Origin of the sequence: Bacillus sp. FSL L8-0358 (assembly GCF_038593095.1) — a bacterium.
GTDB lineage: Bacteria > Bacillota > Bacilli > Bacillales > Bacillaceae > Bacillus > Bacillus subtilis.
The window spans coordinates 2,356,147-2,370,005 of sequence record NZ_CP151962.1 but is presented as its reverse complement, the minus strand read 5'-3'; the positions used below and the strand labels follow the sequence as shown (position 1 = coordinate 2,370,005).

General features: G+C 44.3%; 15 protein-coding genes. 11 read left to right on the top strand and 4 right to left on the bottom strand.

Annotation, left to right across the window (positions count from 1 at the left end):
* Positions 1-4: 4 nt before the first annotated feature.
* Genes buk through bfmBB form a run of 5 tightly spaced genes read left to right on the top strand, consistent with a single transcriptional unit; the run spans position 5 to position 5,849 of the window.
* Positions 5-1,096 carry a butyrate kinase gene (buk, locus tag NYE49_RS12060; RefSeq protein WP_047182852.1) on the top strand — a complete coding sequence of 364 codons (1,092 nt, stop codon included), beginning with the start codon at positions 5-7 and terminating at the stop codon, positions 1,094-1,096.
* A 20-nt stretch (positions 1,097-1,116) separates the two neighbouring features.
* Positions 1,117-2,541 carry a dihydrolipoyl dehydrogenase gene (lpdA, locus tag NYE49_RS12055; RefSeq protein WP_015384052.1) on the top strand — a complete coding sequence of 475 codons (1,425 nt, stop codon included), beginning with the start codon at positions 1,117-1,119 and terminating at the stop codon, positions 2,539-2,541.
* Between the two features lie 21 nt (positions 2,542-2,562).
* Positions 2,563-3,555 (top strand): 3-methyl-2-oxobutanoate dehydrogenase subunit alpha, encoded by a 993-nt coding sequence (bfmBAA, locus tag NYE49_RS12050; RefSeq protein WP_004398565.1) that lies wholly within the window; start codon positions 2,563-2,565, stop codon positions 3,553-3,555.
* Positions 3,556-3,568: 13 nt separating this feature from the next.
* A complete protein-coding gene (gene bfmBAB, locus NYE49_RS12045; RefSeq protein WP_004398638.1) occupies positions 3,569-4,552 on the top strand; it encodes a 3-methyl-2-oxobutanoate dehydrogenase subunit beta in 984 nt (327 codons plus the stop codon).
* A 22-nt stretch (positions 4,553-4,574) separates the two neighbouring features.
* Positions 4,575-5,849 carry a branched-chain alpha-keto dehydrogenase complex dihydrolipoyllysine-residue (2-methylpropanoyl)transferase gene (gene bfmBB, locus NYE49_RS12040; RefSeq protein WP_174616719.1) on the top strand — a complete coding sequence of 425 codons (1,275 nt, stop codon included), beginning with the start codon at positions 4,575-4,577 and terminating at the stop codon, positions 5,847-5,849.
* Between the two features lie 61 nt (positions 5,850-5,910).
* On the opposite strand, the gene bmrR is transcribed toward bfmBB, so the two are convergent.
* The 3 genes from bmrR to NYE49_RS12025 form a co-directional block, all read right to left on the bottom strand.
* Positions 5,911-6,747, bottom strand: coding sequence for a multidrug efflux transcriptional regulator BmrR (bmrR, locus tag NYE49_RS12035; protein ID WP_174616718.1), 837 nt, complete (start codon positions 6,745-6,747; stop codon positions 5,911-5,913).
* Positions 6,748-6,819: 72 nt separating this feature from the next.
* Positions 6,820-7,989 carry a multidrug efflux MFS transporter Bmr gene (gene bmr / locus NYE49_RS12030; RefSeq protein ID WP_342410251.1) on the bottom strand — a complete coding sequence of 390 codons (1,170 nt, stop codon included), beginning with the start codon at positions 7,987-7,989 and terminating at the stop codon, positions 6,820-6,822.
* A gap of 100 nt (positions 7,990-8,089) precedes the next feature.
* Complete coding sequence (locus tag NYE49_RS12025; protein ID WP_029317938.1) at positions 8,090-8,983, bottom strand: diacylglycerol kinase family lipid kinase; 894 nt, start codon at positions 8,981-8,983, stop codon at positions 8,090-8,092.
* Positions 8,984-9,143: 160 nt separating this feature from the next.
* Here NYE49_RS12025 and brxB point away from each other — a divergent pair, with 160 nt between their 5' ends.
* From brxB to NYE49_RS11995, 6 genes are all read left to right on the top strand, one after another.
* Positions 9,144-9,581: a bacilliredoxin BrxB gene (gene brxB / locus NYE49_RS12020; protein WP_003226477.1), complete on the top strand. Its 438-nt coding sequence runs from the start codon at positions 9,144-9,146 to the stop codon at positions 9,579-9,581.
* A gap of 268 nt (positions 9,582-9,849) precedes the next feature.
* Complete coding sequence (gene artP, locus NYE49_RS12015) at positions 9,850-10,617, top strand: arginine ABC transporter substrate-binding protein ArtP (protein WP_003230337.1); 768 nt, start codon at positions 9,850-9,852, stop codon at positions 10,615-10,617.
* A gap of 80 nt (positions 10,618-10,697) precedes the next feature.
* A complete protein-coding gene (artQ, locus tag NYE49_RS12010) occupies positions 10,698-11,357 on the top strand; it encodes an arginine ABC transporter permease ArtQ (RefSeq protein WP_003230340.1) in 660 nt (219 codons plus the stop codon).
* Positions 11,350-12,072, top strand: a complete 723-nt coding sequence (artR, locus tag NYE49_RS12005; protein WP_004398740.1) for an arginine ABC transporter ATP-binding protein ArtR — start codon at positions 11,350-11,352, stop codon at positions 12,070-12,072. Before artQ ends, artR begins: the two co-directional genes overlap by 8 nt.
* 70 nt (positions 12,073-12,142) lie before the next feature.
* Positions 12,143-13,111 (top strand): aromatic acid exporter family protein, encoded by a 969-nt coding sequence (locus NYE49_RS12000; protein WP_047182851.1) that lies wholly within the window; start codon positions 12,143-12,145, stop codon positions 13,109-13,111.
* 51 nt (positions 13,112-13,162) lie between these two features.
* Complete coding sequence (locus NYE49_RS11995; RefSeq protein WP_047182850.1) at positions 13,163-13,693, top strand: L,D-transpeptidase; 531 nt, start codon at positions 13,163-13,165, stop codon at positions 13,691-13,693.
* A 19-nt stretch (positions 13,694-13,712) separates the two neighbouring features.
* Here NYE49_RS11995 and prli42 read toward each other — a convergent pair whose 3' ends face one another.
* Positions 13,713-13,805, bottom strand: a complete 93-nt coding sequence (gene prli42 / locus NYE49_RS11990; RefSeq protein ID WP_003226489.1) for a stressosome-associated protein Prli42 — start codon at positions 13,803-13,805, stop codon at positions 13,713-13,715.
* Positions 13,806-13,859 lie beyond the last annotated feature (54 nt).

Sequence of the window (13,859 nt, the reverse complement as noted above, 5' to 3'; positions counted from 1 at the left end):
GGTTATGAAAGTGCTACTTGACGAAAAACGCATTCTCACAATTAATCCAGGCTCAACTTCAACGAAAATCGGTGTTTTTCATAACGAAAGAAGCATTTTTGAAAAAACATTGAGACACAACATAGAAGAGCTGCAGCGATTTGACCGAATTATTGATCAGTATGAATTTCGTAAAAACCATATTCTCGAAACGCTTCATGAACAGGGAATCAATATCTCAAAGTTTGATGCAGTCTGCGCAAGAGGCGGCCTTCTTCGGCCAATTGAAGGCGGGACCTACGTAGTGAATGATGAAATGATTGAGGACTTGAAAAGCGGTTACGCCGGTCAGCATGCTTCTAATCTCGGCGGCATTATCGCGAGGGAAATCGCTGACGGCCTGAATATCCCTTCGTATATCGTCGACCCTGTTGTCGTAGACGAAATGTCAGTGCTTGCGAAAGTTTCAGGCATGCCTGAAATTGAACGGAAAAGCATTTTCCATGCGTTAAACCAAAAAGCTGTCGCTCGTAAAGCGGCAGCCTCCCTTGGCAAACGATATGAGAACATGAAAATGATTATTACCCATATGGGCGGAGGTATTACAATTGGCGTCCATGACCGCGGGCGAGTGGTAGATGTCAATAACGGCCTACACGGCGAGGGACCATTCAGTCCTGAACGAGCAGGAACAGTGCCTGCGGGAGATCTTGTTGATCTATGTTTTTCAGGGGAATATACAAAAGAAGAAATCATGAAAAAGCTTGTTGGCACCGGCGGACTTTTAGGCTATCTCGGTACAAATGATGCAGTAAAAGTGGAACAGATGATTCAAGGGGGCGATGAAAAAGCCCGCTTCATTTATGATGCCATGGCATATCAGGTAGCAAAGGAAATCGGGGCAGCCAGCGCGGCGTTAAAAGGCGAAGTTGAAGCGATTGTGCTGACGGGAGGCCTTGCGTACGGCAAAAGCTTTGTTTCTGCTATCAGATCATACATAGATTGGATTTCAGACGTTTTAGTCTATCCGGGTGAAAATGAACTGCAGTCTCTTGCCCAAGGGGCGCTCAGAGTATTGCAGGGCGAAGAGCAATCCAAACAATATCGTATTGAATAGACAGACAGGAGTGAGTCACCATGGCAACTGAGTATGACGTAGTCATTCTGGGCGGCGGTACCGGCGGTTATGTTGCGGCCATCAGAGCCGCTCAGCTCGGCTTAAAAACAGCCGTTGTGGAAAAGGAAAAACTCGGGGGAACATGTCTGCATAAAGGCTGTATCCCGAGTAAAGCGCTGCTTAGAAGCGCAGAGGTATACCGGACAGCTCGTGAAGCCGATCAATTCGGGGTGGAAACGGCTGGCGTGTCCCTCAACTTTGAAAAAGTGCAGCAGCGTAAGCAAGCCGTTGTTGATAAGCTTGCAGCGGGTGTAAATCATTTAATGAAAAAAGGAAAAATTGACGTATACACCGGATATGGACGTATCCTTGGACCGTCAATCTTCTCTCCGCTGCCGGGAACAATTTCTGTTGAGCGGGGAAATGGCGAAGAAAATGACATGCTGATCCCGAAACAAGTGATCATTGCAACAGGATCAAGACCGAGAATGCTTCCGGGTCTTGAAGCGGACGGTAAGTCTGTACTGACTTCAGATGAGGCGCTCCAAATGGAGGAGCTGCCACAATCAATCATCATCGTCGGCGGAGGTGTTATCGGTATCGAATGGGCGTCTATGCTTCATGATTTTGGTGTGAAGGTAACGGTTATTGAATACGCGGATCGCATATTGCCGACTGAAGATCTAGAGATTTCAAAAGAAATGGAAAGTCTTCTTAAGAAAAAAGGCATCCAGTTCATAACAGGGGCAAAAGTGCTGCCTGACACAATGACAAAAACATCAGACGATATCAGCATACAAGCGGAAAAAGACGGAGAAACCGTTACCTACTCTGCTGAGAAAATGCTTGTTTCCATCGGCAGACAGGCAAATATCGAAGGCATCGGCCTAGAGAACACCGATATTGTTACTGAAAATGGCATGATTTCAGTCAATGAAAGCTGCCAAACGAAGGAATCTCATATTTATGCAATCGGAGACGTAATCGGTGGCCTGCAGTTAGCTCACGTTGCTTCACATGAGGGAATTATTGCTGTTGAGCATTTTGCAGGTCTCAATCCGCATCCGCTTGATCCGACGCTTGTGCCGAAGTGCATTTACTCAAGCCCTGAAGCTGCCAGTGTCGGCTTAACCGAAGACGAAGCAAAGGCGAACGGGCATAATGTCAAAATCGGCAAGTTCCCATTTATGGCGATTGGAAAAGCGCTTGTATACGGTGAAAGCGACGGTTTTGTCAAAATCGTGGCGGACCGAGATACAGATGATATTCTCGGCGTTCATATGATCGGCCCGCATGTCACCGACATGATTTCTGAAGCGGGTCTTGCCAAAGTGCTGGACGCAACGCCGTGGGAGGTCGGGCAAACGATTCACCCGCATCCAACGCTTTCTGAAGCAATTGGAGAAGCAGCGCTTGCCGCAGATGGCAAAGCCATTCATTTTTAAAAGCATAAAGGAGGGGCTTGAATGAGTACAAACCGACATCAAGCACTAGGGCTGACTGATCAGGAAGCCGTTGATATGTATAGAACCATGCTGTTAGCAAGAAAAATCGATGAAAGAATGTGGCTGTTAAACCGTTCTGGCAAAATTCCATTTGTAATCTCTTGTCAAGGGCAGGAAGCAGCACAGGTAGGGGCGGCTTTCGCACTTGACCGTGAAATGGATTATGTATTGCCGTACTACAGAGACATGGGTGTCGTGCTCGCGTTTGGCATGACAGCAAAGGACTTAATGATGTCCGGGTTTGCAAAAGCAGCAGATCCGAACTCAGGAGGCCGCCAGATGCCGGGGCATTTCGGACAAAAGAAAAACCGCATTGTGACGGGATCATCTCCGGTTACAACGCAAGTGCCGCACGCAGTCGGTATTGCGCTTGCGGGACGTATGGAGAAAAAGGATATCGCAGCCTTTGTTACATTCGGGGAAGGGTCTTCAAACCAAGGCGATTTCCATGAAGGGGCGAACTTTGCCGCTGTCCATAAGCTGCCGGTTATTTTCATGTGTGAAAACAACAAATACGCAATCTCAGTGCCTTACGATAAGCAAGTCGCATGTGAGAACATTTCCGACCGTGCCATAGGCTATGGGATGCCTGGCGTAACTGTGAATGGAAATGATCCGCTGGAAGTTTATCAAGCGGTTAAAGAAGCACGCGAAAGGGCGCGCAGAGGAGAAGGCCCGACATTAATTGAAACGATTTCTTACCGCCTTACACCACATTCCAGTGATGACGATGACAGCAGCTATAGAGGCCGTGAAGAAGTAGAGGAAGCGAAAAAAAGTGATCCCCTGCTTACTTATCAAGCTTACTTAAAGGAAACAGGCCTGCTGTCCGATGAGATAGAACAAACCATGCTGGATGAAATTATGGCAATCGTAAATGAAGCGACGGATGAAGCGGAGAACGCCCCTTATGCAGCTCCTGAGTCAGCGCTTGATTATGTGTATGCGAAGTAGGGAGGAAGAACAAATGTCAGTAATGTCATATATTGATGCAATCAATTTGGCGATGAAAGAAGAAATGGAACGAGATTCTCGCGTTTTCGTCCTTGGGGAAGATGTAGGAAGAAAAGGCGGTGTGTTTAAAGCAACAGCCGGACTCTATGAACAATTTGGGGAAGAGCGCGTTATGGATACGCCGCTTGCTGAATCTGCGATCGCAGGAGTCGGTATCGGAGCGGCAATGTACGGAATGAGACCGATTGCTGAAATGCAGTTTGCTGATTTCATTATGCCGGCAGTCAACCAAATTATTTCTGAGGCGGCTAAAATCCGCTACCGCAGCAACAATGACTGGAGCTGTCCGATTGTCGTCAGAGCGCCATACGGCGGAGGCGTGCACGGAGCCCTGTATCATTCTCAATCAGTCGAAGCAATTTTCGCCAACCAGCCCGGACTGAAAATTGTCATGCCATCAACACCATATGACGCCAAGGGTCTATTAAAAGCCGCAGTTCGTGACGAAGACCCAGTGCTGTTTTTTGAGCACAAGCGGGCGTACCGTCTGATAAAGGGAGAGGTTCCGGCTGATGATTATGTCCTGCCAATCGGCAAGGCTGACGTAAAACGGGAAGGCGACGACATCACAGTGATCACATACGGCCTGTGTGTCCACTTCGCCTTACAAGCTGCAGAACGTCTCGAAAAAGATGGCATTTCAGCGCATGTGGTGGATTTAAGAACAGTTTACCCGCTTGATAAAGAAGCCATCATCGAAGCTGCGTCCAAAACTGGAAAGGTTCTTTTGGTTACAGAAGATACAAAAGAAGGCAGCATCATGAGCGAAGTAGCCGCAATTATATCCGAGCATTGTCTGTTCGACTTAGACGCGCCGATCAAACGGCTTGCAGGTCCTGATATTCCGGCTATGCCTTATGCGCCGACAATGGAAAAATACTTTATGGTCAACCCTGATAAAGTGGAAGCGGCGATGAGAGAATTAGCGGAGTTTTAAAGACGTAAGGGAGGATACAATCATGGCAATTGAACAAATGACGATGCCGCAGCTTGGAGAAAGCGTAACAGAGGGGACGATCAGCAAATGGCTTGTCGCCCCCGGTGATAAAGTGAACAAATACGATCCAATCGCGGAAGTCATGACAGATAAGGTAAATGCAGAGGTTCCGTCTTCTTTTACTGGTACGATAACAGAGCTTGTGGGAGAAGAAGGCCAAATCCTGCAAGTCGGAGAAGTGATTTGCAAAATTGAAACAGAAGGCGCGAATCCGGCTGAACAAAAACAAGAACAGCCAGCTGCTTCAAAAGCCGCTGAGACGCCTGCTGCAAAAAGTGCCGAAGCAGCTGATCAGCCCAATAAAAAGCGCTACTCGCCAGCTGTACTCCGTTTGGCCGGAGAGCATGGCATTGATCTTGAACAAGTAACAGGAACAGGTGCCGGCGGGCGCATCACACGAAAAGACATTCAGCGCTTAATTGAAACAGGCGGCGTGCAAGAACAGAATCCTGAGGAGCCGAAAACAGCAGCTCCTGCACCGAAGTCTGCATCAAAACCTGAGCCAAAAGAAGAGACGTCATATCCTGCGTCTGCAGCCGGTGATAAAGAAATCCCTGTCACAGGTGTAAGAAAAGCAATTGCTTCCAATATGAAGCGAAGCAAAACAGAAATTCCGCATGCTTGGACGATGATGGAAGTCGACGTCACAAATATGGTTGCATATCGCAACAGTATAAAAGATTCCTTTAAGAAGACAGAAGGCTTTAATTTAACGTTCTTCGCCTTTTTTGTAAAAGCGGTCGCTCAGGCGTTAAAAGAATTCCCGCAAATGAATAGCATGTGGGCGGGGGACAAAATTATTCAGAAAAAGGATATCAATATTTCAATTGCAGTTGCCACAGAGGATTCTTTATTTGTTCCGGTGATTAAAAACGCTGATGAAAAAACAATTAAAGGCATTGCGAAAGACATTACCGGCCTAGCTAAAAAAGTAAGAGACGGAAAACTCACTGCAGATGACATGCAGGGAGGCACGTTTACCGTCAACAACACAGGTTCGTTCGGCTCTGTTCAGTCGATGGGCATTATCAACTACCCTCAGGCTGCGATTCTTCAAGTAGAATCCATCGTCAAACGCCCGGTTGTCATGGAGAATGGCATGATTGCTGTCAGAGACATGGTTAATCTGTGTCTGTCCTTAGATCACAGAGTGCTTGACGGTCTCGTGTGCGGACGATTCCTGGGACGTGTGAAACAAATTTTAGAATCGATTGACGAGAAGACATCTGTTTACTAAATAGGAAAAAAGAGCATTTTTTGAATTTTTGTTTCAGAAAATGCTCTTTTTCTATGCTGTATTATTCAGCGATTCGTATTTTCATTTCGACCCGATATTCTTCTTGTTTTTTCGGGGAGTAATGAATCGGTATGATTAACTCGTATACATCACTGACTACTGTTAATTGGCGGTCCGCGATATATTTGATAAGCTTCTGTAAGTTGAGAAAATAATGTTCAGGCGAAAAATTATACGCGATACACGCATACCTCCCTTTAGGGATCGTTGTGATTTCCATATCCGGCGTAATTGATGAAATCTGTTTATTCGTCAATACAGGCGTGAAAATATGACGGTAAGTCATTTCATCAATGCTGGTGTAGGGCTGAAAAGAGAAAGTAGCGCCGTAGCTATTGTTCGTAAATCCATCTGCTGACTCGATAAATTTTTTTAATTTGCTGTAGGAGGCGTTGAGCACGTTTTCAGGCCCGATTCCTTCTGCCTCTGTCCGAATAATCCGTGTTTCTTCTTCATCTAAAACAAACACCTCACCGAGCGCGGGATATTCCATCTGCCGTTTCATCCGCTTTTTCACCAATGAAATGGTTTGCTCCAGTGCTGATAAAAAGTCTAATTTCTCCCTGATTTGCCTCTCCTGCTCGGTATAAAAAGCAAACAGTTCTTCCATCTCTAAGTCCTGTGCTTTTTTCATTTCCTCTAAAGGTGTGCCGATATATTTCAATGATTTGATCAAATCCAGATGAATGAGCTGAGAATCTGTATAATAGCGGTAGCTGGTATCCGGGTAGACGTAGGCGGGTTTAAATAAATCAATTTTATCGTAATAACGGAGCGCTTTAATCGACACGTTTGCCAGTTTTGAAACTTCCCCAATTGAGTAATACGATTCCTTCATGCCATCACTCCTTCTATCATCAGTATAAAGAAGAAGCGCATTCTTTGCAGTACACAAAGAATGCGCTTCTTATCACGTGCTGGCTTTAAGATGTGCAGGCGCTTTCCAAGCAATGGTCAGTGCAATCCCTATAGCCAAGGTGACCGTTGCAAAGTAGAAGGGATAGTTTACATCAATATCGAACAGCATTCCGCCGATAATTGGCCCGAATACATTGCCGATACTTGTAAACATTGAATTCATACCGCCGGCAAACCCCTGCTCATTTCCCGCAATCTTTGACAGGTAAGTCGTTACCGCAGGCCGCATGAGATCAAATCCGACAAATACGGTGACTGTCACCAACAGAATCGCAACATATGAATGTACTGTTGTCAGCAAGAATACCAGACTCGTCGAGAGAATTACGCTGTACCGAATTAAATGGATTTCGCCAAACCATCTTGTGAAGCGGTCGAATAAGACGACTTGCGTAATGGCGCCAACAATCGCTCCTCCTGTAATCATAATGGCAATGTCGCTGGCCGTAAATCCGAATTTATGATCTACGAATAATGCAAATAAAGATTCAAATGATGCTAAACCAAAAGACGAAATTAAGATAATGAGAAAAGCTATGAAATACATGGGGGCAAAAATTCGTTTAAAGCCTGTCTTCTGTCCTTTTATTTCCTGATTTTCAGGGTTTCGTTCCGGCTCACGCAGCGTGAGGATTGATAAAATGGCTGCTAACAGTGCAAAAGCTGCCGCAAAGAAAAAAGGCAGCCGGGAATGGACTTCTGCTAAAAATCCCCCGATGCCGGGGCCGATAATAAATCCTGTTGAAATAGCGGCTGACATATAACCGAGCGCTTTTGGCCGTGTTTTAATGGTCGTGATATCTGCAATAAAAGCCGTGACCCCGGGCATAATGAAGGCTGCGCTGATACCGCCCAGCATACGGGAGATAAATAACATCTCAACTGTTTTTCCAATGCCGAACAAAAACTCCGACACACTAAAGAACAACAGGCCGATTACGATCATGATCTTGCGCCCGAAGCGATCAACCCATCGTCCCGCTATTGGTGAGACAATGAGCTGTGTAATAGCGAAGCAGGCAACCATATAGCCGACCGCGGTCCCCGATAAATGCAATTCATTCATAATGGTCGGCGTTACTGGAATCACAAGCCCGATCCCCAAAAAAGCAATAAATAAATTGGTTAATAATATCGTTAAGGTAATATTTTTCTTCTCCATATGACTTCCCCTTTTTCAAGTGTGTATCCCTTATACTGTAAGACCTCCTCCTAGGGGAGAGTCAACGGATTTGCAAAATCTTTCTAAAGCCTTATGACAGTTATTCATTTGCGGGAACAAGCATGTCGATATGCTGCGGCAGAACCTGAATGACTGCGGGTGTATGTGTATAAACTTCTCCATCCATATCCGCCTTTTTGGCAGTGTCTGTTTCAATCTCGATACGGGAAGCCTGGACATAGGACAACTCTCCGGTAAAACGATCAATTGAACCCTGTTCCATGCTCATCAGCTCCCGCAGCGCGGTGAGGTTGGTATTGCGGCATATGAGAACATCAAGTAAGCCGTCTTCAATACTGGCATCGGGCAGAGGAATTCGATTCGTTCCAATGTATTGGCCATTCATCACAAGCAGCATAACGGCTTCTTCTTTAATTTCTTCTCCATCAATTTTTAATGTCATCGGAAACGATGCAGCGGATGAGACGGTTCGCAAGGCACTTGTAAAATAGCTGATTTTTCCCAATAATGCTTTTTCCGTTTCGTTGATTTGATTCGACGTTTCTGCAATTAAGCCGATCCCCCAGAAATTCAAAAAATAACGGTCATTCATCTGACATACGTCTACGCTGGTTTTTTTTCCTGCCATCAGTGCTTCCGCAGCCTTTGCAAGATTTTGAGGGATGCCAAGCACTCTTGAAAAGTCGTTGCACGTGCCGCCTGGCAAAATTCCGACAGCGGGTTTTCTTTCTAGAGCGCTGATAGCATTTATGCATTGATGGATCGTGCCGTCGCCGCCGAGAATGAAGACGGTGTCGACAGAATCATCAATGGATTGGCAAAAATGATACGCATCATCCTTTTTCTTTGTCTGCTTAATAATCACCTCATCTAAATGGTGAGATAAAACCGGCACCACAGCACCAAGTGCTTTTTCTATATTTTTGTTGCCGGCATTTCCGTTATGAATCAGTAACGCTTTCCGGTGGCTCATATACAACTGCTCCTTTATTTTACTTCTAGTTATATAATCCCCTTTTTCTGTAAGCAGTAAACGAAGAGCAAAAAAAGTGCACGGCGAAGCAAAGTCATTTGCCGATATGGACATTTCCTTGCTATCATAAGAACAGATGATGAAAAAGGAGAGGTCTTCATTGAATATGGACTTTAATTTATTTATGAATGATATTGTCCGCCAAGCGAGACAGGAAATTACAGCTGCTGGATACACCGAGCTGAAAACAGCTGAAGAGGTGGATGAGGCACTCACGAAAAAAGGAACGACGCTTGTCATGGTAAACTCTGTTTGCGGATGCGCCGGAGGAATTGCAAGACCGGCAGCCTACCATTCCGTTCACTATGATAAAAGACCTGATCAGCTCGTCACCGTTTTTGCCGGACAGGATAAAGAAGCGACAGCGCGTGCGCGTGACTATTTTGAAGGTTATCCGCCATCTTCTCCGTCCTTTGCGATTTTGAAAGACGGAAAGATCATGAAAATGGTAGAGCGTCATGAAATTGAAGGCCATGAGCCGATGGCCGTAGTGGCAAAGCTGCAGGAAGCCTTTGAAGAATATTGTGAAGAAGTATAAGACGAACAACCCGGATGCTCAAAGCAGCCCGGGTTTTTTTGTGCATAAATTTCCTAGGGTATATGAATAAATATTAAAGGATTATTCAATCGGATTGTACAGTGATTTTATTTTTATCTAGTAATATCAAAAAGAGATCACTGGAAAGATAAGCTTGAAGATAATTTTTAAAAATAGTATTGCATAAAAATAAGAAACTGTTTAAAATACAAATTAACGAATAAATATTCAAATACACCAAAAGTAATGAATACGGGGGAAATGGATCATGAAAAAATGGCTCTTATTACTTGTAGCTGCCTGCATTACCTTTGCATTATCTGCTTGCGGCTCAAGCAATTCAGGTTCAGAAGGCGGCAAGAAAAAATTAATTATGGGTACTTCGGCGGATTACAAACCGTTTGAATATAAAGAAGGCGATAATATTGTCGGTTTTGATGTAGAGTTGGCAAAAGCTCTGGCAAAAAAGGCAGGCTATGAAATTGAAGTGCAGGATATGGACTTCAACAGCTTAATTACAGCGCTTAAATCAAAACAGGTGGATCTCGTTTTGTCAGGAATGACACCAACGCCTGAGCGTAAAAAACAAGTTGATTTTTCAGATGTGTATTATACAGCGAACCATATGATTGTCAGCAAAAAAGACAGCGGCATTCAATCTTTGAAAGACCTGAAAGGAAAAACAGTTGGCGTTCAGCTTGGCTCTATTCAAGAAGAGAAGGGGAAAGAGCTTTCTCCGGAATATGGTTTTAAAACAGAAGACCGCAACAGAATTTCTGATTTGGTGCAGGAAATCAAATCTGACCGCTTCGATGCCGCGATTATTGAAGACATTGTTGCAGAAGGGTATTTCAAATCAAATGATGACCTGCAAGGCTTTGTGATTCCTGATGCGAAAGCGGAAGAAGCCGGTTCAGCAATTGCTTTCAGAAAGGACAGTGAACTGACAGACAAATTCAATAAAGCGCTCAAGGAAATGGAAGATAACGGAGAGCTTGAGAAATTGAAGAAAAAATGGTTCACTGGCGAGAAGTAAAAAAAGCGGCTCAACTTTTTCGTTGAGCCTTTTTATTGAATAGGAAATCTTTTTTCCTGTAAGAAAAGGAGACAAAGGCTATGAATTTGGATTTTTCAGCAACGATCCCCCAAATTCCTTTTATATTAGAAGGCTTGGCAATTACATTAAAAATTGTTGTTGTATCTGCTATTATCGGACTTATACTCGGTATTGTGCTAAGCTTATGCAAGATCAGCACATTCCGCCCGTTTATCTGGATCGCTGATTTTTATACATCAGTGTTCCGAGGCACGCCTTTAGTGCTGCAGCTTATGATTGTCTATTTTGGCCTTCCTCAGCTGCTCGGATTTCAAATTGACCAGTTTTGGGCTGCGGTTGTCGCATTGTCTTTGAATTCCGCCGCTTATGTATCGGAAATTATCAGAGCCGGAATCAATGCCATTGATAAAGGGCAAAAAGAAGCTGCTGTTGCACTCGGTGTCCCGTATGGAAAAATGATGAAGGATCTGCTGCTGCCGCAGGCCTTCAAAAATATATCACCTGCAATTGTGAATGAATTAATTACGTTAACAAAAGAATCGGCGATCGTCACCGTCATCGGGCTTGGTGATGTCATGAGACGCGCATATCAAGCTGGCGCCGCCACTTACAATTACCTTGAGCCGCTCATTATCGCGGGATTGATTTATTATGTGCTTGTCCTGATTTTAACGTTTATCGGCAAGGCTGTAGAAAGGAAGCTGAAATCCAATGATTAAGGTTGAAAAGCTGTCAAAATCATTTGGGAAACACGAAGTATTAAAAAACATTTCAACAACAATCGCTGAGGGTGAGGTTGTTGCCGTGATCGGTCCTTCAGGCTCAGGCAAATCAACGTTCCTACGCTGTTTAAACCTGTTGGAAAAGCCTAACGGCGGAACCATTACAATAAAAGACACAGAGATTACGAAGCCGAAAACCAACACATTAAAGGTCCGGGAAAACATCGGGATGGTTTTTCAGCATTTTCATCTCTTTCCGCACAAAACGGTTCTCGAAAACATCATGTACGCGCCTGTCAATGTAAAAAAAGAATCAAAACAGGCTGCACAGGAGAAAGCTGAGGACCTGCTCCGCAAAGTCGGTTTGTTTGAAAAGCGAAATGACTATCCAAACCGTTTGTCTGGCGGACAAAAACAGCGTGTCGCGATTGCCAGGGCTCTTGCGATGAATCCGGACATCATGCTGTTTGACGAGCCGACCTCCGCCCTTGACCCGGAGATGGTCAAAGAAGTGCTACAGGTGATGAAAGAGCTGGTCGAAACCGGCATGACCATGGTGATTGTCACACATGAAATGGGCTTCGCAAAAGAAGTGGCAGACCGTGTGCTGTTTATGGACCAAGGAATGATTGTCGAAGACGGCAATCCGAAGGAATTTTTTATGTCGCCAAAATCCAAAAGAGCGCAGGACTTTTTAGAGAAAATATTATAGAATATAAAAAAGAAGAAGGCTGGCCGCCTCTTCTTTTTTATTGAAGAAACAAATAGAAATGGAGTCCGACATGTTTAAAATTGGTTACCGCACAATAAAGACCGCGCTTGGAACAGCTTTGGCTATTTATATAAGCCAGTTATTGCATTTGCAAAACTTCGCATCAGCAGGAATCATCACCATTTTGTGCATACAAATCACACAAAAACGGTCGCTTCAGGCCTCATGGGCCCGCTTTGCGGCATGCTGTCTGGCAATTGTTTTTTCTTATCTCTTTTTCGAGATTATTGGCTACCACCCGTTTGTTATCGGAGCGCTTCTTTTGATATTCATTCCGATAACGGTTTTGTTAAAAATTAACGAGGGTATCGTCACCAGTTCCGTTATTATCCTTCATTTATACATGTCCGGCGGCATTACGCTTGCTTTCATCTGGAATGAAGTTCAGCTGATTACGGTTGGCATCGGCGTCGCTCTATTGATGAACTTGTATATGCCTAGTCTTGACCGGAAACTGATTGCCTACCGTAAAAAGATAGAGGATAACTTTGCTGTCATTTTTGCAGAAATCGAACGGTATTTGTTAACTGGTGAGCAAGATTGGTCAGGAAAAGAAATTCCGGAAACGCACCAGCTCATTACGGAGGCTAAAAACCTGGCATATCGAGATGTGCAAAACCACATTTTGCGTTATGAAAATCTGCATTATCATTATTTTAAAATGAGAGAAAAGCAATTTGAAATTATCGAACGCCTTCTCCCTAAAGTGACATCGATCTCCATTACGGTAGATCAGGGAAAAATGATCGCTGAATTTATTCATGATTTGCGGGAGGCGATACACCCTGGGAATACAGCGTACAAATTTCTGAAAAGACTTGCTGACATGAGAAAAGAATTTGAGGAGATGCCGCTTCCGGCGACTAGAGAGGAATTTGAAGCGAGGGCCGCTCTCTTCCATCTTCTCGGCGAAATGGAACAATATTTAGTGATTAAAAGTTATTTTAAAGGAATAAAAGCGCAAAAATCACTCGGATGATTCGCATGAGCTCTTCCTTCATTGGTCAACCTAATGAAAAAGGAGGAGCTTATGCGTTTTTTCTTATGTTCGATTTTTATGATGATTTCACCGATTTGGCCGCTCGGCGAAAATCCGCTGCCGGGTGATCCATATGTTATTGTCAACAAGCAAACAAATGAACTTGCTGTTATCCTCGACAACAAAGTAGAAGGCGTGTACAGTGTGGCGACTGGAAAAACAGATGATTTGACGCCTGAAGGAGAGTTTTCGGTAACGGTAAAAGCTGAAAATCCTTACTACAGAAAGAAAAATATTGAAGGGGGATCTCCTGACAACCCGCTTGGGGCCAGATGGATCGGATTTGACGCGAAAGGAACGGACGGGCGGATTTATGGAATTCATGGGACAAACCGAGAGGAATCAGTAGGAAAATTTGTGTCTAACGGCTGTATACGTATGCATAACGATGAGGTCGTTCATTTGTTTCAAACGATACCAGTAGGAACGAGAGTGCTGATTACGGACGATAACCGCTCTTTTGAGGAGATTGCCATCGAGCATAAAGCTCTGATAAAAAAGCAGGATATTCCCATTGAATAAGGCGCCTGCTTTTTTATCGTTATAGAAACATGACGATTCCTGAGAGTACAGTTGAAAGAATAAAAACTCCCAAAATCACGATCAAAACGCTTTTCATCAGTTTTTGAGACATGATTTTCACTCCTTAAACAATCTGTCTATATTTTAGCGTGTTTTGAATGGGTGG

Excerpts from the sequence above, each read along its gene's own strand:
- bfmBB (WP_174616719.1), top strand. The coding sequence starts at position 4,575 with ATGGCAATTGAACAAATGACGATGCCGCAGCTTGGAGAAAGCGTAACA.
- prli42 (WP_003226489.1), bottom strand. The coding sequence starts at position 13,805 with ATGTCTCAAAAACTGATGAAAAGCGTTTTGATCGTGATTTTGGGAGTT.
- NYE49_RS12025 (WP_029317938.1), bottom strand. The coding sequence starts at position 8,983 with ATGAGCCACCGGAAAGCGTTACTGATTCATAACGGAAATGCCGGCAAC.
- NYE49_RS12000 (WP_047182851.1), top strand. The coding sequence starts at position 12,143 with ATGTTTAAAATTGGTTACCGCACAATAAAGACCGCGCTTGGAACAGCT.
- bmrR (WP_174616718.1), bottom strand. The coding sequence starts at position 6,747 with ATGAAGGAATCGTATTACTCAATTGGGGAAGTTTCAAAACTGGCAAAC.
- bfmBAB (WP_004398638.1), top strand. The coding sequence starts at position 3,569 with ATGTCAGTAATGTCATATATTGATGCAATCAATTTGGCGATGAAAGAA.
- artQ (WP_003230340.1), top strand. The coding sequence starts at position 10,698 with ATGAATTTGGATTTTTCAGCAACGATCCCCCAAATTCCTTTTATATTA.
- bmr (WP_342410251.1), bottom strand. The coding sequence starts at position 7,989 with ATGGAGAAGAAAAATATTACCTTAACGATATTATTAACCAATTTATTT.
- lpdA (WP_015384052.1), top strand. The coding sequence starts at position 1,117 with ATGGCAACTGAGTATGACGTAGTCATTCTGGGCGGCGGTACCGGCGGT.
- bfmBAA (WP_004398565.1), top strand. The coding sequence starts at position 2,563 with ATGAGTACAAACCGACATCAAGCACTAGGGCTGACTGATCAGGAAGCC.
- NYE49_RS11995 (WP_047182850.1), top strand. The coding sequence starts at position 13,163 with ATGCGTTTTTTCTTATGTTCGATTTTTATGATGATTTCACCGATTTGG.
- buk (WP_047182852.1), top strand. The coding sequence starts at position 5 with ATGAAAGTGCTACTTGACGAAAAACGCATTCTCACAATTAATCCAGGC.
- artR (WP_004398740.1), top strand. The coding sequence starts at position 11,350 with ATGATTAAGGTTGAAAAGCTGTCAAAATCATTTGGGAAACACGAAGTA.
- artP (WP_003230337.1), top strand. The coding sequence starts at position 9,850 with ATGAAAAAATGGCTCTTATTACTTGTAGCTGCCTGCATTACCTTTGCA.